Source organism: Neoasaia chiangmaiensis, assembly GCF_002005465.1.
Taxonomy (GTDB): Bacteria; Pseudomonadota; Alphaproteobacteria; order Acetobacterales; family Acetobacteraceae; genus Neoasaia; species Neoasaia chiangmaiensis.
This window is the reverse complement of the sequence record NZ_CP014691.1, coordinates 929,422-949,463: the sequence shown is the minus strand read 5'-3', so window position 1 is coordinate 949,463 and position 20,042 is coordinate 929,422. Positions and strand designations below refer to the sequence as shown.

The following is a 20,042-nucleotide window of genomic DNA, read 5'->3' as shown; positions in this document are numbered from 1 at the left end:
TTATAAGACCGTTATGAAGCGTTATTGAGACATGCAGGGCCAGCAGATGATCGTCCGGACAACATACGCCACCCATGATAGCGGAATGACCGCGACACTTTCGCTGCACAGAAAAATGGTGACTGGGAAAGCCGCCTATCAGGCGACGATCATCCGCGACGGCAACACGGAACAGGAAGAGATTCTTGCCTGCCGAAACGCCGATGAAGCCTGGGCCGCGATACTGACATGGTCCGACATCTTCGGCTGGCAAAGACATGGTGAAAAACCGATGACAGCCGACATCATTCCTTTCCCCGCCTCCAATCCATCTCTTTCACGCGCCGCCTGACAACGGCCTGCAGAAATCAGATCGAAGGCACTTTTTCCGCGGAAGGCACGACAGTCGCCAGATATTCCGCCGCGGCACCGTAAATATGGTACAGAGAGCTCGCCGGCATGTAATCAGTCAGCGATACGCCATGCACATCGATACGGTCGATCCATCCACCACGCAGCGACGCTGGCGCATACGATTTGAAGAAAGCCACGCTCTGTCGTGAAAGCATGCTCCGCGCCGCCGCGTCTCCGTGGCGACCATGCCAGCAGAGCATGCGCATGAACTCCGTCTGCGGCCATATCCGGGTCGAATCCTCAAGCCGCTGGCCGGTCTCGGTAATCGCATCGCAGACGATGGCCGTGTCCGGGTCGACGCCATACGCGACCGCCGTCGCATAAAGTTTTTGCCGCATGCCAGCGATGGCCTCGCTATCACGATCATCCGGCGCAAGACGCGCAAACTCGCCAAACAGCCACGCCCACTCGAACAGATGGCCCGGCTCGACACGATTATGCCCCGGCGCCTGAAGCGGTCGCCACGTCACATCGAAAAATTCAAGCAACATCCCCGTATCGGGCAGGACAAAGTACCGCGTCGCCAGATGAATCATCCGGCGCGCATAATCCAGATAGAAATCATCGCCGGACGCTTCAGCAAGCGCCAGATAAGCCTCCAGCAAATGCATGTGCGGATTTTGCCGGCGAACCGTATCCTGCGCCGGTACGGTGTCCACATACCCGCCATTCTGCGTGAAGAAGATGCGATCGATCTCGAGAACCGTCTGGCGTGCCACATCCAGGTATCGCACCGCACCTGAGAGCCGATAGGCCCAGGCATAAGCCAGCAGAATGAACGCATGCGCATAGAGATCGCGCCGCCGATCGGCCGGACGTCCATCGGGGCCCAGCGAAAACAGCCAGCCGGACGCGCCATCGCCATGCCAGTACCGGCGCTGCACCTCTCCCAGACAATCGAGCGCCAGAGAGGCGGTCGAAGCAAGACCATCCTTATCGGCACGGCAGAATGTCGCGATCTGCCGCGCCTGAACCATCAGGCGCAATTCGGGCAACAGAACCGGCTCACGCTCGAACGTCAGACGCTCGTGAAACAGCTGGCGCCGGACATCGAAACCCTGCCTGGACCACAGCGGCAGTGCGTCGTCCTGCAACCATCGGCGCCATACATCGCGGTCGGCGTTCAATGCCGTGTTCTCAACCTGCGTCATCTCATTCCAAAAACGGCATTGTCGACCATTGTTCGGATCGTCTTATAGACCCACGTCCCGAGAACGTCATCAGACCCCGCTCACGACAGAACGATGTTGAGACGCCAGACTTGAAATGGAGAACCGGGGACGCGGACGCCGTCCGGAGCATAATCGCTCAATTATTAACGGCATACTTTGGCGCCTCCGCTGCGGCACGCCATGGCGCGATGTTTCGCCAAAATATGGAAACTGGCAGCAGTATGCTCAGTCGATGGCTGCGGCAGCGCGGGTGGACATTCAAAAAAAGACCGCACATACCCTGGAGCAGGAGCGCGAAGATATGCTGACACGTCGGCAGGACTGGTTCGACGGCCAGCCTGACCTCGATCCGCGCCCGCCTGGTCTTCATCGACGAAACCGGCCTCTCCACGAAGATGGCGCGCCTGCGTGGTCGCGCTTTATGCGGAAAACGCTGTCGGGCTCCCCCGAGCTCCGTGGTGGGGAGGGTTCGCGTTATGACCGGTTCCTGCTGCGCGGATTGCGGCGCGTGCGTTAAAGCGGGGACGACAGGAGCGTCTGGGCCTGCTGCATGAGCGGCAACCATAGATCCGGCCGGATGGTATCGACCACGCGAGTGGGATCGGCAAATGAGGCGATCGTGCCATTCGCGACATTCCGGGCGACACGCTGGATCGTTGGGTTATCCTGTGTGGGATCCGGATGGACGACCAATGCCTGCGCGCTGCCGAGCGCGGCGAGACGATGTGACAGGGCAGAGATCTCGGCGGGGTGCAGCGGTGTCTCGCGTCGAAACACCAGAATTCGGTCGCCCGATCTGAGCGTATCCATCAGGCGCCATGCCAGGAAAGGCATGCGGCGCAGGCTGTCACGCCGCATATCGGCAAGGGATTTCGTATCGCATCGCACGCCGCTTTCAAACTGGATGCGATACTCGCGCTGATACACATACCAGTAGCGATTGCCGTCACCCTGTAGTTGCTCGGTGACTTCATGCGGGCCCGACTGATCGATGCCGGCGAATCCGCGATCGAAGCCATAGAGGATCCAGGCGATCGGCACGGCGGAGAAGCGGTAGAGATCGAGCGGATCGGCGCCGAGACGACGCTGCACGATGCCGAACTCGCAATTATCGCCGAGGCTGACGAACCGCAGCGCCAGGTCCCGGTCGTTTTGCGGGGCTGCCGTTCCTGTCTGGAGCATCGTTGCTGCCTCGATCGCGCGAGGCATGATGCGTATCGAGCGGAAGGGCAGCAGCGTTGCCGGATCGGCGGGTGCCGCACCCTGCATGTCCATGACGATGGTCGATGTGCCATCCGGGATTGGAAAATTGAAGCAGGCCGCTTCCTGCGAGAAGGGAACCGGGCCTACCCCTTCGTGGTCGAGGCGCAAGGAAAGCGTGCCGGGTTGGGGGGATTGGATGAAAACGTCCAGACACTGACCTGTCAGCGGGGTGCCGAAAGCGAGGGTGAGAGTCCAGCCTTGCGGCGTCGGCATGGCGCTGGCCCTGCATGGGACGGGTGCCTCGATAAGCTGCACCCATTCCGCTGCCCATTGCTGTGCGGCAGACCAGCTGGGCCGCTCGTGGAGAAATGGAAACGAGGCCGCTGATGGCCGATTGGCGTTGAGGGGAAGGGGCGTCATAATGCGGTCTTTTCAATTACCTCATGAGAGGCGAAGCGGTGATGGACGATACGGCGGCCTTTTCGGCGTTGCGGCAGGTGCTGATCGAACTGTTCGGATCGCAGGCGGCGGATATCGGGCGCGATGCAACCGCAGCGGATGTACCGGGCTGGGATTCCATGCAGATGATTACGATCATCCTGACGCTCCAGGAACGCTACGGGCTCCTTCTGAGCAATCAGGATATCGATCGTCTGCATTGCGTCGGTGATCTCGCGGATCAGCTGGATCGGCATCTCAAGGCGTCCGGGGCAACGATTGCTGGAAGCGGGCCATGATCGCCAGTCGGTCGATCTTGTCGTTTTCGTTGCGCGGCAGGGTCGGCATCGCCGTGATGATATCGGGGATGGCATAGGCGGCGAGTTGACGGCCAAGCGTCTGGCGAAGCGTCATGACGTCGTCGGTCGGCGCACCTTCCACGATGGCGACAAGGTGTGCTTCGTTTGTGAAAACGCAGACATGCCGGTATCCGACCGTTGCGAACGCCGCAACGATCTCTCCGAGTTCGATGCGAAAACCCTTGTGTTTGATCTGAAAATCAAGACGGTTGCTGAAATAGGGGAGGCCGTCGTGAAATGCGACACGGTCGCCGGTCCGATAGGCGCGGACAGGACCGTCGGGTCCGTCCAGCACGATGAAGGCGCGCGCCGTGGTGACTGGATCGTTCAGGTAACCATCGGCCAGTTGCGGGCCGGACAGCAATAGTTCGCCATCCTCGCCCTTGTGCACGGCCATGCCCGGGATGGCATGGCCCAGCGACACGCTGTCTCGACATGCCGAGGCGGCATTTCTCCTGTCGAAGACGATCGATGTCATGGAAACGGTGGCTTCCGTCGGCCCGTAGGTGTTCTGGATTTCCGCGTCGGGCGCCCCCTCGAACAGGGCTTCGACATGGGCGGGTAGAAGCGGTTCGCCACAGAAAGTGAACCGGCGAATGCTTTGAAGATTTGCCGTCGTCAGGTCGCCGGCGTGCTGCATGATCCCGACAACGCTCGGAACGGAGATCCAGACCGTCAGGCGGTCCCTTGCGATGAGACGGGCCGGCCGGAGCCGATCGCCGAGACCGCTTGCCGGATGGAGGCTGGCGCCGGAACAGAGGGTGGCGAAGATCTCCAGAACGCTGAGATCGAAGGCGATATTGGCGTATTGGGAAACGCGGTCGTCCGATGTCAAAGCCAGCGATTGCAAAGCCCAGGCGATATAATGATTCAGGGCTTCCCGGCCGATGACCACGCCTTTCGGCGTGCCGGTCGAGCCTGACGTGAAGATGACGTAGGCAGGAGCCGGCTGGTCATCCCGGTTTACCTGATGAATGCTGGATGGGGGGCTGTCATTGGGCGCGGCGGCAAGGTGCGCGTGGGGCGCATGGCGCGACAGACGCGCGGCTTCCTCCGCCGGGGCGAGAATGAAATCCGGCTGGAAGGCGCTGCAGATGCTGTTGCGTTTGGCTTCCGGCGCGCGGAGATTGATGGGGGTGTATGTGCCGCCCGACAGCAGGCTGGCGAACATGGCCGCATAGGCTGCTGCGCCGGGCGGCAGGGCGATGGCGATTCGGGGCTGCTGGTGGCCGCTGAAAAGCGCCAGCCAGGACTGCGTCAGTTGCAACAATTCGTTATAGGTAACATGCTCGTTTTCCATGACGATTGCCGGATGAGCGGCGTATTTTTCGGCGATATCAAGAAATCTTCTTGCGACGTCGAAGTGGGTCATGGTGTCTATTTCAGGATGGAGCGTCGTTTATATTGGCAGTCCCTCGTAGAAAGATTTACAAAAGAAGGAAATACACTTTTTTACTTTAACAATTTTTTAACGATTTTGTATAACTTTACAGGTAATATCCGTCACGATAATAAACGTTCGACGGTGCCCTTTCGTTATCGAAAGGGTTAAAAGGGAATACGGTGAAGGTGTTCGCATCGCAAGCCGTAGCTGCCCCCGCAACTGTAAGCGATAGCTTCATCTCCACACGCGGCAACAGCGCGGGTCACTGATCGAGGACGATCGGGAAGGCTTGGAATGGGGTCATCATTCGCGAGCCAGGAAACCTGCCGTCGGCATTGTTGCGAGCGAGAAAAGGCCGGGCGGGGTGATCCGGCTTGTGTGATCGCGGGGCGTGTTCGCCGTTTCGGCCGATGGCACCTTCGTCATGCATCTTGTGGCAACGCCCGGATTTGTCACGGACTGTTCTTGATGTCTTTTACGCGCGGCGTCGTTTTTCTTTCAGCACTCATGGCGAGTGTTTCGTCTGTGGCCCTGGCCGACGATTCTCCTGGATCATCATCGCCCCGCAAGGCGCGGCCGCTCAATCACGCTGCCGATACCGCAACCGATGGCAACGAGACGATCACTGTCAGCGCCGCGCGTCATCCGATTTCGATCAACGATATCGGCACGAGCCTCAGCATTATCACCGCGGAGGAAATTCAGACGCAGCAACGCCGGATGCTGCCCGATCTGCTGGCCAGCCAGCCAGGCCTGAACGTCGTGCGGACCGGCGGCCCCGGCGGTGCGACGTCGATCTTCATGCGCGGCACGGCGTCCAATGAGGTCAAGGTTCGCCTGGATGGCATGGATATCAACGATCCCAGCGGATACGCCGGGGCGTTCGACGCGGCGCAGTTCCTGACCGACGGCATCGGGCGCGTGGAAATCCTGCGGGGGCCGCAGAGTGGCCTGTATGGCGCGGATGCGATGGCGGGCGTGATCGACATCACCAGTATCCGCGGTGAGGGGCGCTTCAAGCCGTTCGTGCGGATCGAAGGGGGCTCGTTCGGCACATTCAACCAGACGCTCGGTGCGTCGGGCAGCCGTGGCGGCTTCCACTATTCCGTCTATCTGTCGCATTCGCGCGTGGTGGATGTGCCGAACGTGCCCAGGCGTTACCGGGAGGGTCGTGACGTGCCGGGTTCGCGCAACGACAATCGTTCGGCGAATATACGGCTGGGTTATGATGTCACGGATAATTTCGATCTTGGCCTGACGGCGCATCTAACGCAGAGCAAATATCTCTATCCGACGACCGCTTATGGCACGAGCGACACGCCGCCTTATTATACGACGTATATTCCCACGAACTATCGCGATCAGACCAATCTCAATCAGGCGGTCGTGCGGGGCACGGCGCATCTTTCGTCATTCGGCGGGCGCTTCGACCAGATCATCGGGCTCGGCTATACGGCCTATCGCAATCGCTACGAAAGCGGTGTCGCGGATTCGACGCCCGACCTCTATTCGGGTGGCCGGGTGAAGATCGACTGGCATGGCACGACGGATCTCGGCAAGGCAGGCCGATTGCTGGTCGGTGCGGAGCATATCCACGATATGCTGACCCAGAACGACAGCGGTGGCGCGATTCCCGTTTCGCGTGCGATCGACACGAATGCCGGATATGGCCAATACGAGGGCGACTGGCATCACATATTATATGGCGCGGCGAATATCCGTTACGATTCCAACTCCCGTTACGGCAATTACGTGACTTGGCGCGCAGCACCGGCGATTCATGTTCCCAATACCGGCACGATCATCAAGGCCAGCGGCGGCAGCGGCTTTCATGGCCCGTCACTGGAAGAACTGTTCGTCAGCTATCCAAGCCCCTATGGCAGCTATCTCAGCAATCCAAATCTGCGCGCCGAGCGCCTGATCGGTTACGATGCGGGTGTGACGCAGCAATTGCTGCACAACACGCTGAATTTCGGTGCGACATGGTATGAGAACCATATCCGCAACATGATCGAGACAGGTTGTGCGGCGGGGCCGACGACGTGCTTCAACACCACACAGGTCAATGTGGCGGCCGGCAAGACCTATGGCGTGGAATCGTTCCTCAAATGGTCGCCGCGCCACGATCTGGATTTCAGCCTGAACTACACCTGGACGGTCGCGCGCAACACGCGTTACACCGAAAACCAGACCTCGGCGGTGCCGCGTATTCCGCATCACAAATTCAGCTTCATTACACGATGGGACATCACGCCGAAGCTGACATTCTCGTCGACGATGCTTTATGTCAGCGGCTGGCGGGATCTGGACCGGCTGGGCACGATCAGCGATTGCCGATCGACCTGCGTGAAGGGGCATGGCTATTTCACCATCAATCTGGCGGCGAACTATAAGTTGAACCGTTACCTGAGCGTCTATGCACGTGCCGACAACCTGTTGAACCGCCAGTATGAGAACCCGGTGGGCTATCTTCAGCCGGGGCGGGCGGGTTATGGCGGCTTCACGCTGAGCTACTGACGGATGCGCGCCGCGCGGCCATGGCTCGGAACGCTCGCCGGCTTGCTGTTCGCGACCTCCGCCGTGGCGGCGTCGCATCGCATCGTCTCGACCAATCTGTGCACGGACCAGATCGTGCTGATGCTGGCGAACCCTGACGATATCGTGGGGCTCAGCCCGCTTGCGCGAAACTGTCAGGAATCCGTCCTGTGCCAGCAGGCGCGCCGGGTGCCGAGCCTGCGTTCGACGGCCGAGGCTGTTCTGGCTGCCCGTCCCGATATCGTGCTGGCAAGCACTTATGCGTCGGCGGGCGTGCAGATCGGGCAGCAGGCAGGGCTGCATGTGGTCGGGTTGCCGCCGGTCGAGCAAATCGATGATATTCCTGTCCAGATTATGCAGATCGCCGATGCAATCGGCCGTCCGGACCGTGGGCGAGCATTGGTCTCGGCTTTCCGGGCGCGCCTGGCGGTGCTGGAGAGGCAACGTCCGACAACGAAGTCGCCAAGTGCGATCGTCTATGCGGCGCATGGCTTCGTGACGCGGCGTGGGTCGCTTGCGGATGATCTGCTGACGCGGGCCGGCTGGCGCAATCTTGCGGACTCGCCAGCCTATCGAAGCGGGCTGGGCGTGCCGCTGGAGCAACTGATCGCGCATCCGCCGGAGATGCTGGTTCTGGACCGTGATACGGAGGGCGAGTCGCTCGCGCAGGCTACGCTGGATAATGCGGCGCTTCGTGCGGCGTTTCCCCCGTCCCGGCGGCTGGACGTTCCGTCCCGCCTGTGGCTCTGCGGCCTGCCGCAGACGCTGGATGTGCTGGCCATGCTGATATCCGCGCGTCAGGGTGCCGGGCGACCATGATGGCGTATCCCTCACGATGGCTTTCGCCGCTTCTCCTGCTGCTCGTCCTCGCATTGTTATCTGGCGCACTCTTCTATGGAGAAAGCGGGATTTCGTTCGTCGCGGGGTTGCGGGATCTGCTTGACGGTCGGCACAGCGCGGCGGCGACGATCGTCGGCACGTTGCGATTGCCCCGCGCGTTGCTGGCGGTGATGGTCGGCGGCGCTTTGGGTTGCTCCGGCGCGGCGTTGCAGGGCTATCTGCGCAATCCTCTGGCGGATCCGGGTATTCTGGGTGTTTCGGGCGGTGCCGCGCTTGGGGCGGTTTGTGTGTTCTATTCGGGGCTTTCGCGGTTCTGGGTGGCCTTCCTGCCGCTGGGCGGGCTGGGCGGCGCGCTGGTGGCGGTGGCGCTGCTGGTGTCGCTGGTGGGATCTGGCGGCGCGCTGGTCCTGTTGCTTGCCGGGGCGGCGCTGAGCAGCCTGTTCGCTGCCCTGACGGCGTTGGCGCTTAATCTCGCGCCGAGTCCATACGCGATGTTCGAGATTGCGCACTGGCTGATGGGGTCGCTGACGGATCGCACATTTGTGGATGTGGCGATCTGCCTGCCGGGCGTTGTGACAGGAGTCGCCCTGATGGCGTCGGTCGGCCGGGCGCTGGATGCACTGGCGCTGGGCGACGAGGTCGCCGAGAGCATGGGTTTCCGCCTGCACGGATGGTGGGGCGTGCAGAACCGTCTGGTGCTCGGCGCGGCGCTGGCGGTCGGGTCGTGCACGGCGGTATCGGGCGCGATCGGTTTCGTCGGGTTGGTCGTGCCGCATCTTTTGCGGCCACTGACGGGTTATCGACCCTCGCGGCTGCTTCTGCCGTCCTTTCTGGGGGGCGCCGTTATGGTGTTGCTGGCGGATATCGTCGTGCGTGCGCTCGATCATGGGGTGGAGCTTCAGATCGGGGTGTTGACCGCGATCACCGGTGCGCCGTTTTTCCTCTATCGCGTGCTGATGCTCCGGCGGGTCCTATGACGGTTCTGTCGCTGCGCCATGCCGGTCTGTCGTTGAGCGGCAGGTCGGTCGTGGCCGATGCCTCGCTGGATTGCCGAACAGGTGAAATGGTGGGGCTTCTCGGCCCGAACGGGGCAGGAAAGAGTTCGCTATTGCGTCTGGCTGCCGGGTTGTGGCGACCGGAGCGTGGCACCGTGAGGTGGGACGATGTCGATCTTTCGGCCACGCGTGCTTCGTGGCGGGCACGGCGTATCGCGTTCATGCCGCAGGAGAATGGGGTGCCGCCTTCCATGTCGGTGCGCGATCTTGTCAGTCTGGGTCGTCTGCCGTTTGGTGAGACCGGGATGAACGCCCTGAGGCACCCCGCAGTGACGGCGGCGTTGGCGGCGACCCATCTCGATGTGCTGGCCGATCGGTCCGCGGCGCAATTATCGGGCGGTGAGCGCGCGCGTTTGCATCTGGCGCGTGCGCTGGCGGTCGATACGCCGGCCTTGCTGGTGGACGAGCCGATCGCGGCGCTGGATCCCGAACATGCGTTGTCGGTCATGGCGCTGCTGCGGGACTGGGCCCACCGGGGGCGCGCCGTGCTGGTGGTGATTCATGATCTGGGTCTTGCGGCGCGCTACTGCGACCGACTGGCGTTGATGCGGGACGGGCAGGTGATCGCGGCCGGCGTGCCGAATGAGGTTCTGACGGATGACGCGATCGGCGAAGTCTATGGCGTGACCGTTCGGCGGCTGGATGGTGTGCCGGTTCCCTGGACGATCAGCCGGTAAGCGTGTCGAGCAACAGCTTGGCGTTCAGTGCGAGTATGAGAGCGGCCGTGGCCCATGCCAGACAGGCGATGCCGCGTGACACCACGAATTCACCCATCAGTTCGCGATTGGTCACGAACATGACCAGCGGAATGACGGCGAAGGGTAATTGCAGCGACAGGACGACCTGACTGAACACCAGGAGATCGTTCACGCCGTGGCCGCCATACAGTGCGATGGCGACCACGACCGGCACGATGGCGATGCCGCGCGTGAGCAGACGTTGTGCCCAGTCCGGCAGGCGCAGGCGAAGGAAGCCTTCCATCACGATCTGTCCGGCAAGGGTGCCGGTGATGGTGGAGTTGGTGCCGGCGGCCAGGAGCGCCACGGCGAACAGGGTTGAAGCGATGCCGAACCCCATGATGGGGGAAAGGAGGCGATAGGCGTCCTCGATTTCCGCGATATCCCGATGGCCGGTCGTATGAAAGGCCGCTGCGGCGACGATCAGGATGGCGGCGTTGACGAACAGGGCCAGCGTCAGGGCGATGGTGCTGTCCCAGGTGGACCAGCGGATGGCCTCGCGCTTGCCGTCCGTCCGGCTATAGGCACGCGTCTGGACGATGGAGGAATGCAGGTACAGATTATGCGGCATGACGGTCGCGCCGATGATGCTGATCGCGATGTAGAGCATGCCGTTATTGGTCACGATTTCCGTGCGCGGCAGGAATCCGGCCATGACCGCGTGGAAGGGCGGTTGCGCTGCCACGACCTGGATTGCGAAGCACACCGCGATGACGGAGAGAAGCGTGATGACGAACGCTTCCAGCGGGCGGAAGCCACGGTTCATCAGCAGGAGAACCAGTAACGCATCGCCAGCGGAGATCATGGCGCCGAACAGAAGCGGGATATGAAACAACAGCTTCAGGGCGACGGCCGTGCCGATGACCTCGGCCAGGTCGCAGGCGATGATGGCCAGTTCGCAGGTGAACCACAGCAGGAGATTGACGGTTGGGGAAAAGTGGTCCCGACAGCTTTGCGCAAGGTCGCGCCCGGTTGCGATGCCCAGCCGCGCTGAAAGTGCCTGAAGCAGGACAGCCATCAGGTTGGACAGGAGGATCACGAAAAGCAGCGTATAGCCGTAGGATGCCCCGCCTTGCAGGTCCGTGGCCCAGTTGCCGGGGTCCATATAGCCGACCGACACCATGTAGCCCGGACCGACGAAGGCCAGGAAGCGCTTGACCCACGGTGCGCTGCCGGCCGCGACGCGTATGCTGGAGAAGACCTCGGGCAGGCTGTTATCCGCGGGTTTGAGATCCGGCGCGCTCAAGCCGTCGCTCTCTCGACCGGCTGTCCGGCGACATAGGTGGCACGCACGTTGCGTTCGTCACCGAGCATCATCAGCGCGAAGAGGAGTTCGTCCGTCGTTTCGGCGCGGGCGCATCGCTGTGCGGTCATGGGACTTGCAGCAGGATCGAGCACGCACAAATCGGCCTCCAGTCCGGGCGCGATCCGCCCCACGAGATGATCCAGATACAACGCATGCGATGCGCCGGTGGTGGCCAGCCAATATGCCTGCGCGGGATGAAGACTGACGCCACGGCCTTGCGCGACCTTATAGCCGTCGTTGGCGACGCGCAGCATGGAGATGTTGTCGCCCGCGCCGATGTCGCTGCCGAACGCCACGCGTAACGGGCGGTCGGCCCGCATGGCAGCGGCGAGATCGAAGCGGCCACTGCCGAGGAACTGGTTGGAGCCGGGGCAGTGGGCGATGCCGCAGCCGGCATCGTGGCACTGGTGGCGATCATGTTCCGTCATGTGGACCGCGTGGCCGAAGATGGCCCGTGGTCGCACGAGACCGGCATGGGCGTACACGTCGAGATAGCCGCGACGGTCGGGGAAGAGGGCGCGGACCCATTCCTCCTCGGCTCTGGTCTCCAGCAGATGGGTCTGCATGAACACGTCCGGCGCGGCGTCCAGCAGCGTGCCGGCGAGGTCGAGTTGTTCGGGTGTGCTCGTCGGGGCGAAGCGGGGGGTGACGGCATAAAGCTGTCGTCCCTTGCCATGCCAGCGGCGAAGCAGGGCGAGGGACTGGTCGTAGCCTGTCTGTGCCGTGTCGCGCAGGTTGTCCGGCGCGTTGCGGTCCATCAACACCTTGCCCGCGATCATTCGGGTGTTGCGCCGGGTGGATTCCTGAAAGAAAGCCTCCACCGACTGGGGATGGACGGTGCAGTAGACCGCTGCCGTCGTCGTTCCGGCGCGCAGCAATGCGTCAAGAAATTCGCGCGCGATGGTTGCGGCATAGTCGGGATCCGAGAAGCGGGCTTCTTCGGGGAAGACATAGCGGTTCAGCCACGTCAGCAGCTGTTCGCCGTAGGAGGCGATGACGCGCAGTTGCGGGAAATGAACATGCGCGTCGATAAATCCCGGGCCGATCAGGCAGCCGCGATGATCGTCGATCGCCGTATCGGCGGGCAGGGTTTCGTGGAGGATCGAATAGGGCCCGACCTGCTGGATCTTGCCATCCGCGATGGCGATCAGCCCGTCCTGCTCGACCAGAAGGGCTTCGTCAGGCGGGCCCTGGAAGGGGTCGTGGCGGAAGCGAAGGATGGTCCCGCGTATGGCGCGATCGGGTCGGACGTTCATATCTGATCGTAACGCCGGTCGATACGGCCCGTGAAGGGCTTCGTTTCATCGAGAAATTCGGCGTTGTTGCGCAAGGTGTGATGGATCACCACGAGATAGGCGATCCCGCGGATCAGTTCGAGGCGGGTCACGAGATCCGTCTCGACCCGGTCCAGCGCGCGCAGGCGGCGGATGGCGGCGCGGGCGACGCGGGCCGGTTGCATGTGCCGGTCTCTCGCGCGCTCCATGCGATAAAGAAGGAGCTGAATGGGGCGACGCGCCGAATCCGGAAGATGTTCGCGATCGAGCAGGGACCGCAGCCGGATGACGTTCAGGCCCAGTGTCATCGTGGCCAGCGTGCCCTGGAGATAATTCTCCACGATACGACCGGGGGAGGGACCGGCGTGACGGATCAGGCGGGCGAAGCGGTCGATATTGCGGCCGATCCACTTCCTGACCTCCGGCGCCTGCGTCAGATGGCAGAGGGCGCGGAGTTCGCCGAGCATCTGGCGGCGCAGGCGCAGGCGCTCGCCCTGATTGTTGAACGGCAGGAAAGTGTGGAACACCAGCACGGCGGCGGCCGCGCCAAGAACGGTGGCCGTGGCGCCGTTGAAGAACTGGATTTCATTGACGCGATGATCGTTGGTGAGGCCCAGGATGCTCGGCATGAGCAGGCCGTAGGCAGCGGCCTGCCCTGCCGTCGCGGGGTTCGATTTCGCCAGGCCGCCGATGAACATGGCCGGACCGAGACAGGCGAGAAGCACCTCGTACGTGTCGAATTTCGGCACGAAAATGAAATCGATGAGACCCGCCACGACGGCCGACCATACCGCGCCCCGCAGGAATTTGGCGGTGCCGAGAACCGGATTTTCCTGCGTGGCGAACAGGCCGCAGATCAGGGCATTGATCGCGATGAAGGTCTGTCCGCTGGGCCAGGCGGTCACTTCGTAGATCAGCGATGTGAAGATGACGGCAGCAGCGACGCGCAGGCCGTTGTTGACGGCGTTCCGGGCGTCGCGATGCGTTTGCAGGCGGAAGCTGAAATGATCGCCCGGAATCGTATGCGAACTGGCGTCGTATTCGACAATGGCCGTATCGAGGTCGTGCAACAACTCGCCGAGGGCCACGAACAGGACGCGCTCATCGACCGGTCCCAGCACGACGTCCTCGTCATGTCCTGACGTATCATATGGTGCGGCGTGATGACGGCAGGCTTCGCCCAGCACATGAAGCTCCGCGAAGATTTTCGGCAGTTCGCGGCGCCTGTTCAGTCGTGGTCCCAGTCCACGCAGGAAGTTCTGCACCTGTGCCGAGGTGTGACGAAAATCACCCCGGTCATGTTCCAGCGCGGCCAGTCGGGTGGCCATCCCGAATCCGCGCGACAGCAGCACCGATACGGCGGCCAGCGCGGCGCGTGCGTGATCGCCTTCATGACCATGGGGGCCCATTTCAATCTCGGCGAATTCAATCTCGCTGTTCAGGCGCAGGATCGTGCCGAAAAGCTCGCGCGCGCGGAACTGGGCGTTGGCGGCTTCCTCCAGGATATCGGCGATCGCGATGCCGACCAGCGACAGGGCCGTTTGCAGTTTGCTGCGGACGTTCTGGCGAGCCTGACGTTCCTGTCCCGTCGCGAAAATTAGGCCCATGCCGGCTTCGCAGATAACGCCGAGGAAGATGTATGTGCCGCGTGAGATCGCGATGAAGAACACATTATCGGGGTTGGAGATGGCCCCCATGCTGATGATGGCACAGGTATAGCCGGCCAGAACGAGCGCATAGGCGCGGAAATTCGAGACGAAGGTCGCGAAACCGGCGCAGAGGCCCATCCAGATCGCGACGGCCGGAAAGAAAAGCCAGGGTTGTTGGGGAAAGGTGGCGATAAGGCTGATGGACGCAACGGCGCCGATAACCGTGCCGACCAGACGCCAGCGGGCTTTCGAAAGGCTTTCGCCGCGTGTGCCCTGTGCAACGGCCCAGACGGTCATCGGCGCCCAGACGGGGCTATCGAGCTCCATCCACATGGCGATCGCCAGCGAGAGCAGGGCTGCAATGGTATTGCGGAAAGCGAATTCCAGAGCCTGTGGTGTGGGAGCGTAGAGCCAGCCCCATTTATCGCGCGACCGTGGCGTCGGGGGTGTTTTGACTGCGACGCGCAGGCCTGTGTTGGAAGTGGCGCTCATAGGTGAGAAAGCGACGAAGCGGAGGGGAGGCGCATGGTAGGATATGATGACAGGCCTGGCGCGCCAAGAAAAGGAGCACGCGGCTTAAATGCCCGTCATGCCGTATCAATCGAGCAGTCGCCATGCCATGCGCAGGTCTTCCTCGAAACGTTGCGTTTCGCGCGCCCTGGTGTCGGCGTCAGGGACGCGCAGGAGGAAGGACGGGTGAACGGTAACGATTCCGGTGCAGCCGTCATCAAGGGGGATGGCACGGCTGCGTTCCCGGCTGATCGTGACGGACCGACCCAAGACGGATGTGGCGGCTGTGACGCCGAGCATGACAAGGACCTGAGGCTTGACGAGGCGCCGCTCGGCCGCCAGCCAGGGGAGACAGGCGCGCATTTCATCGGCGTCCGGTTTCTGATGGATACGGCGGCTGCCGCGCGGCGTGAACTTGAAGTGTTTGACGGCATTCGTGATGTAGCATGCGTCGCGGGGGATGCCGGCTCTGGCGAGTATCTCATCGAACAGGCGTCCGGCCGGTCCGACGAAGGGATGGCCGGCGAGATCCTCCTGATCGCCGGGCTGTTCGCCGACAAACATCAGGCGCGCGGATCGGGAGCCCTCGCCGAACACCGTGCGTGTCGCCGGTTCCCAAAGGGGGCAGCGGCGGCAATCGGCGGCTTTGGCGCGTAGTTCGTCCAGGGACGCGGCATGGGCGATGGTTTCGTCGTCTGTCGGAAGCATAATGGCGGGAATCCCGTTCCAATACTCATTCTCTGGACCGGCATGACATGGCTCACCGGCGCCATTACCGATTCGGCATGTTCTGCCATCCCAGTCGATCGAAAGACCTGGTGTTCGAATGCGCCATGGTTCGGCGGCAAGTTGCGTGAGTATATGTCGTTGACCGGCAAGAACGTTCGATGAGTCCGCAGTAATGACTGGTCCGGCATCCAGCGTCCGGAACGTGATCGCGTGGAGGAATTGATTCCGAAGATCCTGAGTGGCGACATGCGCCTGGTGACTGAGCGCTCGCAGATAGGGCAATTGCGTGTCTGAACCGTCATCCAGGCCATTTGTTCCAACATGCAGATCGGCCACGACCCGATGGAGCGCTGTGAAACGGTCCGGTGCATCGCTTTGCAGGGCAGCAGCGATGAGCGAGGCAAGCCAACGGGGAATGCGCAGATCGATTGCTGCGGATGGGAGCGCGCGTTTCGCTTGCGATGCAAAGAGGTCGGCAGGCGGCTCTATCGCCCATTCGACCTCATCGGGTGCGATATCTTGCGCAATGCACTGGCGAACATATGCCCGCCAGCCATTAAAATCCGCAGGATGTGCAAGTGAAACCCGATGCAAGTGCGCATCTCCAGCGTTAACATTGAAAGGATATATGGTTGATGACGGTCGTTATATACGCGTTAAAAGCTGAAACGTTTCCGTCTATTAAAAATCGGCTTTTTTTCTTTTTTGGTTTGGGCGCCCGGGTGTCGTCAGCAAAATGTTACGATTTGCAATAACACAATTTGAAATCTGATCTTTTCTTGTGCGCCATGATTGCATTGTAGCCGCTTCGGACAATATTTATGCATGGAGCGGCAAAAAGCCGCCTATGAAGTCTGGGTCATGGAAAAGACCGTGCTCTTATTATCGTTTTACCAATGCGACCATTTACGTGTGGCAATGAATGCGATATGAGCATTCATCCAGCAATCAACCATAAATAGGGGTCGGTAAATGTCGGACTCTGAATCGAATAATGTGCTATTGGAGCTTACGGCTCAAATCGTTTCGGCGCATGTCACCAACAATCCTATCGGCGGCGAAAGTCTGCCGGGCCTGATAAAGCAGGTCTATACTGCTTTGCAGGGGGCGGGGCAGGTTGAACCGGAGCCTGAGCGTCCTCAGCCGGCCGTTCCGATCAAGCGATCGGTTTTTCCGGACTATATTGTCTGTCTGGAAGACGGTAAGAAGCTGAAGATGCTGAAGCGCCATCTACAGAGCGCATATGGCATGACCCCCGACCAGTATCGCGAGCGCTGGGGCCTGCCTTCCGACTATCCGCTTGTCGCGCCGAACTATGCCGAACGTCGCTCGCATCTGGCACGTGAAATTGGTCTCGGTCGCAAGATCAGTGCCAATGCCGATGCTTCCGGGGACACGACCGACGGTGAGGACAACGGCTCCGGCACGGCTCGAAAGACCCGGTCGAAAAAGGCCTGATTGACTTTCCTGCAACCGATGTCGCGGATCGGCGGCATTGCCTGCCCGTCGGCGCGATGCATCGGTTGCAAGGGATATCGATCAAGTCGCCCGGCAAGAATCGTCGAGCGGCTTGACGCGATTGTTCCAAATCTGCAACTTCGAGATCAGGGCAGTTGTTTTCGCTGTCTTTTTCTGACGGTTGACAGGGTTGTGGCATGACGAAGTCCGAACTCATCGCAGAGTTGGCGGCGGCGAACCCGCACTTGCTGGGTCGCGATGTCGAATTGATCGTCCAGACAATCTTCGATGAGATTTCGACAGCGTTATCTCGCGGCGATCGCGTGGAACTGCGCGGCTTTGGCGCTTTTATCGTTAAGAAGCGCGACGCACGAACCGGTCGGAACCCGCGTACGGGCGATACGGTTAGTGTTGAGGAAAAAACGGTGCCGTTTTTCAAGGCTGGCAAGGAATTGCGGGAGCGGGTCAATCAGCGGGCGTCACGCCAGCGACGTGCTGCTCCTTCGGTTGCCGCGAAAACATGACTTCCCGGGGTTGGCATATAGTGACCTAGTCGGTAAATTCTCGCTATGTTCTCAGGGTGTCCCCGACGCTGCATTGCATTGCCGCTTCTGGTGGTTTTCGCAATCGCCATCATGCCCAACGCCGATGCGCGTTCATGGACACATTCTGGAAGCTTCTCCACGATAAAGCCGCTTTGCCAGCGGACCGTGTCCGGGCGCGTTTATATTGCCGGTAGCCACCGGCGGCATCGCGCGGGGCATCATCCGCAATATGCGTCGGTCGGGCAGGCGCTGTTCATGCAGGACGGCCCGAAGCGCTGCCCCATATCCCATCGGCGCCATACGTAACGGCTTATCAGGTTTTCTGATCGTTGCTGATTTCGGCCAGCAGGAAGTCGCGGAAGACCGAAATGCGTTTCGAGGTACGGAGCTCTTCCGGATAAACGAAATAGGCCTCGACAATCGGAAGGGGCTGATCCTTCATGATCTGGACCAGATTGGGATAGGAATTGGCAATATAAAGCGGGAGTGAGCCGATCCCGACGCCGGAGGCGATGGCGGAAGCAACGGCAGGCAGGTTGTTGATTTCGATGCGGTTACGCAGCGTCGTATGCAGGGTCTGGCTGGCCAGTTCCACCAGCCAGTTCACGTTCGGCAAGGGCGGGTGCCAGCCCGAAAAGCCGATGAGTTGATGACGGGCCAAACTGGCGAGATCGTTCGGTGTGCCGTGTTCCTCGAGATAGGCGCGACTGGAATAGATGGGCATCGGAAAATTGGTGAGATGACGCTGGATAAGGTCCGGTTGTTTGGGCGGATGCATCCGGATCGCGACATCTGCTTCCCGCATGCCGAGGTCCAGTTCGTCATCCTCCACCAGCAGCGTGACTTCAATATCGGGGTGCAACTCGAGAAAACGATGCAGGCGCGGCGTCAGCCAGCACAGGCCGAAACCTGTCGTGGTCGTGATCTTGATCTGGCCGGCCGCTTTCGATTTGCTCTCGCTGAGGAAGGCCTGTGTCAGGGATAGTTTCGAGAACATCTCCCGGACGGTCCGGTTCAACGTCTCGCCCTGTTCTGTCAGGATAAGGCCGCGCGCGTGCCGATGGAACAACGAGACGCGAAGGTTTTCCTCAAGGGCGGAAATCTGCCGCGAAACGGCGGATTGGCTCAGGTTGAGCTTTTCGCCTGCGTGGGTAAATGAACCGGCTTCGGCTACCGCATGAAAAATCCGCAGCTTGTCCCAGTCCATCCCTGCTTCCTTTTCGACCTGTTGACGGTCGCTCAACGTTTCGTTCTCGATATTTAACGAAAGACATGACCAAAGCTGCGTGAGTCGGTCAAGTGCGCCGATGGTGAACCGGCGCTATCGTGCTTATCCCAGCCAGGACGATGGCTCGCTGGGCGGATGGCCCTGCTCGGTCAGGAATCGTTCGGCTTCCAGTGCCGCCATGCAGCCTGTTCCGGCAGCAGTGACAGCTTGGCGAAAGATCTTGTCCTGCACGTCGCCGGCGGCGAAAACGCCCCGGAGCGACGTGCGGGTGCTGCCGGGTTCCGTGACGATGTAACCTTCATCGTCGCAACGCAGCCAGTCGCGGAACGGGGCGGTATTGGGTGTATGGCCGATCGCGACGAACAGGCCGTCTACGCTCAGGTTCTCGGAAGGGCCACCTGTCGTGTCGCGAAGCCGCACGCCGCAGACGGTTTCCGGCATGCCGCTGCCAAGGACCTCCTCGACTTCCCGGTTCCATTTGACGGTGATTTTCGGATGCGCGAACAGGCGCTCCTGAAGAATCTTCTCCGCCCTCAACGAATCACGACGGTGAATGAGCGTGACATGGTCCGCGTGATGGGTGAGGTAAAGCGCCTCTTCCACGGCGGTATTGCCGCCACCGATGACGGCGACCTGCTTGCCGCGATAGAAGAAGCCGTCGCACGTGGCGCAGGCGGAGACGCCGCCGCCCTGCAGGCGCGCTTCGGAATCCAGACCCAGCCAGCGTGCCTGGGCGCCGGTGGCGACGACGACAGTGCGGGCGCGATAGATGTCGCCTGAATCGCCTGTCAGATGGAAACGGTAATCGGGATCATCAGGCTTCGTCTCGCAGGAGACGATCAGGTCGTAGACGATATTCGTGCCGACATGCTCGGCCTGTGCCTGCATCTGCTCCATGAGCCACGGTCCCTGGATCGGCTTGGCGAAACCCGGGAAATTCTCGACTTCGGTGGTGATGGTCAATTGACCGCCCGGTTGCAGCCCGGCAACGAGGATGGGCTTCATGCTGGCGCGTGCCGCATAGATCGCGGCGGTATAGCCAGCCGGCCCCGCGCCGATCACCAGCAGGTCGGTATCCAGAGTTCGTGTCATGTCAGTCCTCAATCATGCGACGCGCATCGAAGTGTGGCGCGAGAGATGGTCCTCGGCGCCGGATGCGGATATAGAGCAGATATAGGATGGCGGGTGTGTCCTGTCATATCCATGACTGAATTTGCGTAACGGTAA

The 20,042-nt window shown here is 61.2% G+C and carries 18 protein-coding genes, 2 pseudogenes and 1 riboswitch; of the genes and pseudogenes, 11 read left to right on the top strand and 9 right to left on the bottom strand.

The features are described 5' to 3' along the window. Positions 1 to 85 precede the first annotated feature (85 nt). Positions 86 to 331, top strand: a complete 246-nt coding sequence (locus tag A0U93_RS04495; RefSeq protein WP_147151085.1) for a hypothetical protein — start codon at positions 86 to 88, stop codon at positions 329 to 331. A 16-nt stretch (positions 332 to 347) separates the two neighbouring features. Here A0U93_RS04495 and A0U93_RS04490 read toward each other — a convergent pair whose 3' ends face one another. Beyond that, positions 348 to 1,544 carry an AGE family epimerase/isomerase gene (locus A0U93_RS04490; protein ID WP_077806287.1) on the bottom strand — a complete coding sequence of 399 codons (1,197 nt, stop codon included), beginning with the start codon at positions 1,542 to 1,544 and terminating at the stop codon, positions 348 to 350. A 115-nt stretch (positions 1,545 to 1,659) separates the two neighbouring features. Here A0U93_RS04490 and A0U93_RS17095 point away from each other — a divergent pair. Next, positions 1,660 to 1,737 (top strand): annotated as a pseudogene (locus tag A0U93_RS17095) (hypothetical protein); the annotation flags it as partial. Between the two features lie 52 nt (positions 1,738 to 1,789). Continuing rightward, a pseudogene (locus A0U93_RS16745) lies at positions 1,790 to 2,008 on the top strand (IS630 family transposase); the annotation flags it as partial. 70 nt (positions 2,009 to 2,078) lie between these two features. On the opposite strand, the gene A0U93_RS04480 reads toward A0U93_RS16745, so the two are convergent. Then, on the bottom strand, positions 2,079 to 3,188 hold the full coding sequence (locus A0U93_RS04480; protein ID WP_077806286.1) for a hypothetical protein: 1,110 nt from the start codon (positions 3,186 to 3,188) through the stop codon (positions 2,079 to 2,081). Between the two features lie 23 nt (positions 3,189 to 3,211). Between A0U93_RS04480 and A0U93_RS04475 the strand changes: the two genes are divergently transcribed. Next, on the top strand, positions 3,212 to 3,505 hold the full coding sequence (locus A0U93_RS04475; protein WP_077806285.1) for an acyl carrier protein: 294 nt from the start codon (positions 3,212 to 3,214) through the stop codon (positions 3,503 to 3,505). On the opposite strand, the gene A0U93_RS04470 is transcribed toward A0U93_RS04475, so the two are convergent. After that, positions 3,465 to 4,937: an AMP-binding protein gene (locus tag A0U93_RS04470; protein ID WP_077806284.1), complete on the bottom strand. Its 1,473-nt coding sequence runs from the start codon at positions 4,935 to 4,937 to the stop codon at positions 3,465 to 3,467. The two genes, A0U93_RS04475 and A0U93_RS04470, sit on opposite strands and share 41 nt — an antisense overlap. A 134-nt stretch (positions 4,938 to 5,071) precedes the next feature. After that, positions 5,072 to 5,294: riboswitch (cobalamin riboswitch) on the top strand. Positions 5,295 to 5,417: 123 nt separating this feature from the next. Here A0U93_RS04470 and A0U93_RS04465 point away from each other — a divergent pair. The 4 genes from A0U93_RS04465 to A0U93_RS04450 are packed head-to-tail and all read left to right on the top strand — an operon-like array spanning position 5,418 to position 10,056. Then, on the top strand, positions 5,418 to 7,466 hold the full coding sequence (locus A0U93_RS04465; protein WP_077806283.1) for a TonB-dependent receptor plug domain-containing protein: 2,049 nt from the start codon (positions 5,418 to 5,420) through the stop codon (positions 7,464 to 7,466). A gap of 3 nt (positions 7,467 to 7,469) precedes the next feature. Then, on the top strand, positions 7,470 to 8,303 hold the full coding sequence (locus tag A0U93_RS04460) for an ABC transporter substrate-binding protein (protein ID WP_077806282.1): 834 nt from the start codon (positions 7,470 to 7,472) through the stop codon (positions 8,301 to 8,303). Then, positions 8,300 to 9,301, top strand: a complete 1,002-nt coding sequence (locus A0U93_RS04455) for a FecCD family ABC transporter permease (RefSeq protein WP_077806281.1) — start codon at positions 8,300 to 8,302, stop codon at positions 9,299 to 9,301. Before A0U93_RS04460 ends, A0U93_RS04455 begins: the two co-directional genes overlap by 4 nt. Further along, positions 9,298 to 10,056 carry an ABC transporter ATP-binding protein gene (locus A0U93_RS04450; protein WP_077806280.1) on the top strand — a complete coding sequence of 253 codons (759 nt, stop codon included), beginning with the start codon at positions 9,298 to 9,300 and terminating at the stop codon, positions 10,054 to 10,056. Before A0U93_RS04455 ends, A0U93_RS04450 begins: the two co-directional genes overlap by 4 nt. Here A0U93_RS04450 and A0U93_RS04445 read toward each other — a convergent pair. The 4 genes from A0U93_RS04445 to A0U93_RS04430 all read right to left on the bottom strand — a co-directional run bounded on the left by A0U93_RS04445 (position 10,046) and on the right by A0U93_RS04430 (position 16,178). Further along, positions 10,046 to 11,362, bottom strand: a complete 1,317-nt coding sequence (locus A0U93_RS04445; RefSeq protein ID WP_077806279.1) for an Nramp family divalent metal transporter — start codon at positions 11,360 to 11,362, stop codon at positions 10,046 to 10,048. The two genes, A0U93_RS04450 and A0U93_RS04445, sit on opposite strands and share 11 nt — an antisense overlap. Next, a complete protein-coding gene (gene guaD, locus A0U93_RS04440) occupies positions 11,359 to 12,678 on the bottom strand; it encodes a guanine deaminase (protein WP_077806278.1) in 1,320 nt (439 codons plus the stop codon). The genes A0U93_RS04445 and guaD overlap by 4 nt, the downstream gene beginning before the upstream one ends. Continuing rightward, on the bottom strand, positions 12,675 to 14,837 hold the full coding sequence (locus tag A0U93_RS04435; protein ID WP_077806277.1) for an FUSC family protein: 2,163 nt from the start codon (positions 14,835 to 14,837) through the stop codon (positions 12,675 to 12,677). The genes guaD and A0U93_RS04435 overlap by 4 nt, the downstream gene beginning before the upstream one ends. Before the next feature lie 105 nt (positions 14,838 to 14,942). Next, positions 14,943 to 16,178: a UdgX family uracil-DNA binding protein gene (locus A0U93_RS04430; protein ID WP_077806276.1), complete on the bottom strand. Its 1,236-nt coding sequence runs from the start codon at positions 16,176 to 16,178 to the stop codon at positions 14,943 to 14,945. 378 nt (positions 16,179 to 16,556) lie between these two features. Between A0U93_RS04430 and A0U93_RS04425 the strand changes: the two genes are divergently transcribed. The 3 genes from A0U93_RS04425 (at position 16,557) to A0U93_RS04415 (ending at position 17,893) form a co-directional block, all read left to right on the top strand. Continuing rightward, positions 16,557 to 17,042: a MucR family transcriptional regulator gene (locus A0U93_RS04425; RefSeq protein ID WP_077806275.1), complete on the top strand. Its 486-nt coding sequence runs from the start codon at positions 16,557 to 16,559 to the stop codon at positions 17,040 to 17,042. Positions 17,043 to 17,239: 197 nt separating this feature from the next. Continuing rightward, a complete protein-coding gene (locus A0U93_RS04420; RefSeq protein WP_077806274.1) occupies positions 17,240 to 17,566 on the top strand; it encodes an integration host factor subunit beta in 327 nt (108 codons plus the stop codon). 111 nt (positions 17,567 to 17,677) lie between these two features. Then, positions 17,678 to 17,893: a hypothetical protein gene (locus A0U93_RS04415; RefSeq protein WP_149026864.1), complete on the top strand. Its 216-nt coding sequence runs from the start codon at positions 17,678 to 17,680 to the stop codon at positions 17,891 to 17,893. Between the two features lie 7 nt (positions 17,894 to 17,900). Here the strand turns inward: A0U93_RS04415 and A0U93_RS04410 are convergent, their stop codons facing one another. Then, positions 17,901 to 18,794 carry a LysR family transcriptional regulator gene (locus tag A0U93_RS04410; RefSeq protein ID WP_077806272.1) on the bottom strand — a complete coding sequence of 298 codons (894 nt, stop codon included), beginning with the start codon at positions 18,792 to 18,794 and terminating at the stop codon, positions 17,901 to 17,903. Positions 18,795 to 18,917: 123 nt separating this feature from the next. Then, on the bottom strand, positions 18,918 to 19,907 hold the full coding sequence (gene trxB, locus A0U93_RS04405; RefSeq protein ID WP_077806271.1) for a thioredoxin-disulfide reductase: 990 nt from the start codon (positions 19,905 to 19,907) through the stop codon (positions 18,918 to 18,920). Positions 19,908 to 20,042 lie beyond the last annotated feature (135 nt).

What these genes read in the sequence shown, in the direction of transcription:
- A0U93_RS04495 (WP_147151085.1), top strand. Translation starts at nt 86, where the DNA reads ATGACCGCGACACTTTCGCTGCACAGAAAAATGGTGACTGGGAAAGCC.
- A0U93_RS04490 (WP_077806287.1), bottom strand. Translation starts at nt 1,544, where the DNA reads ATGACGCAGGTTGAGAACACGGCATTGAACGCCGACCGCGATGTATGG.
- A0U93_RS04480 (WP_077806286.1), bottom strand. Translation starts at nt 3,188, where the DNA reads ATGACGCCCCTTCCCCTCAACGCCAATCGGCCATCAGCGGCCTCGTTT.
- A0U93_RS04475 (WP_077806285.1), top strand. Translation starts at nt 3,212, where the DNA reads ATGAGAGGCGAAGCGGTGATGGACGATACGGCGGCCTTTTCGGCGTTG.
- A0U93_RS04470 (WP_077806284.1), bottom strand. Translation starts at nt 4,937, where the DNA reads ATGACCCACTTCGACGTCGCAAGAAGATTTCTTGATATCGCCGAAAAA.
- A0U93_RS04465 (WP_077806283.1), top strand. Translation starts at nt 5,418, where the DNA reads ATGTCTTTTACGCGCGGCGTCGTTTTTCTTTCAGCACTCATGGCGAGT.
- A0U93_RS04460 (WP_077806282.1), top strand. Translation starts at nt 7,470, where the DNA reads ATGCGCGCCGCGCGGCCATGGCTCGGAACGCTCGCCGGCTTGCTGTTC.
- A0U93_RS04455 (WP_077806281.1), top strand. Translation starts at nt 8,300, where the DNA reads ATGATGGCGTATCCCTCACGATGGCTTTCGCCGCTTCTCCTGCTGCTC.
- A0U93_RS04450 (WP_077806280.1), top strand. Translation starts at nt 9,298, where the DNA reads ATGACGGTTCTGTCGCTGCGCCATGCCGGTCTGTCGTTGAGCGGCAGG.
- guaD (WP_077806278.1), bottom strand. Translation starts at nt 12,678, where the DNA reads ATGAACGTCCGACCCGATCGCGCCATACGCGGGACCATCCTTCGCTTC.
- A0U93_RS04435 (WP_077806277.1), bottom strand. Translation starts at nt 14,837, where the DNA reads ATGAGCGCCACTTCCAACACAGGCCTGCGCGTCGCAGTCAAAACACCC.
- A0U93_RS04425 (WP_077806275.1), top strand. Translation starts at nt 16,557, where the DNA reads ATGTCGGACTCTGAATCGAATAATGTGCTATTGGAGCTTACGGCTCAA.
- A0U93_RS04420 (WP_077806274.1), top strand. Translation starts at nt 17,240, where the DNA reads ATGACGAAGTCCGAACTCATCGCAGAGTTGGCGGCGGCGAACCCGCAC.
- A0U93_RS04415 (WP_149026864.1), top strand. Translation starts at nt 17,678, where the DNA reads ATGCCCAACGCCGATGCGCGTTCATGGACACATTCTGGAAGCTTCTCC.
- A0U93_RS04410 (WP_077806272.1), bottom strand. Translation starts at nt 18,794, where the DNA reads ATGGACTGGGACAAGCTGCGGATTTTTCATGCGGTAGCCGAAGCCGGT.
- trxB (WP_077806271.1), bottom strand. Translation starts at nt 19,907, where the DNA reads ATGACACGAACTCTGGATACCGACCTGCTGGTGATCGGCGCGGGGCCG.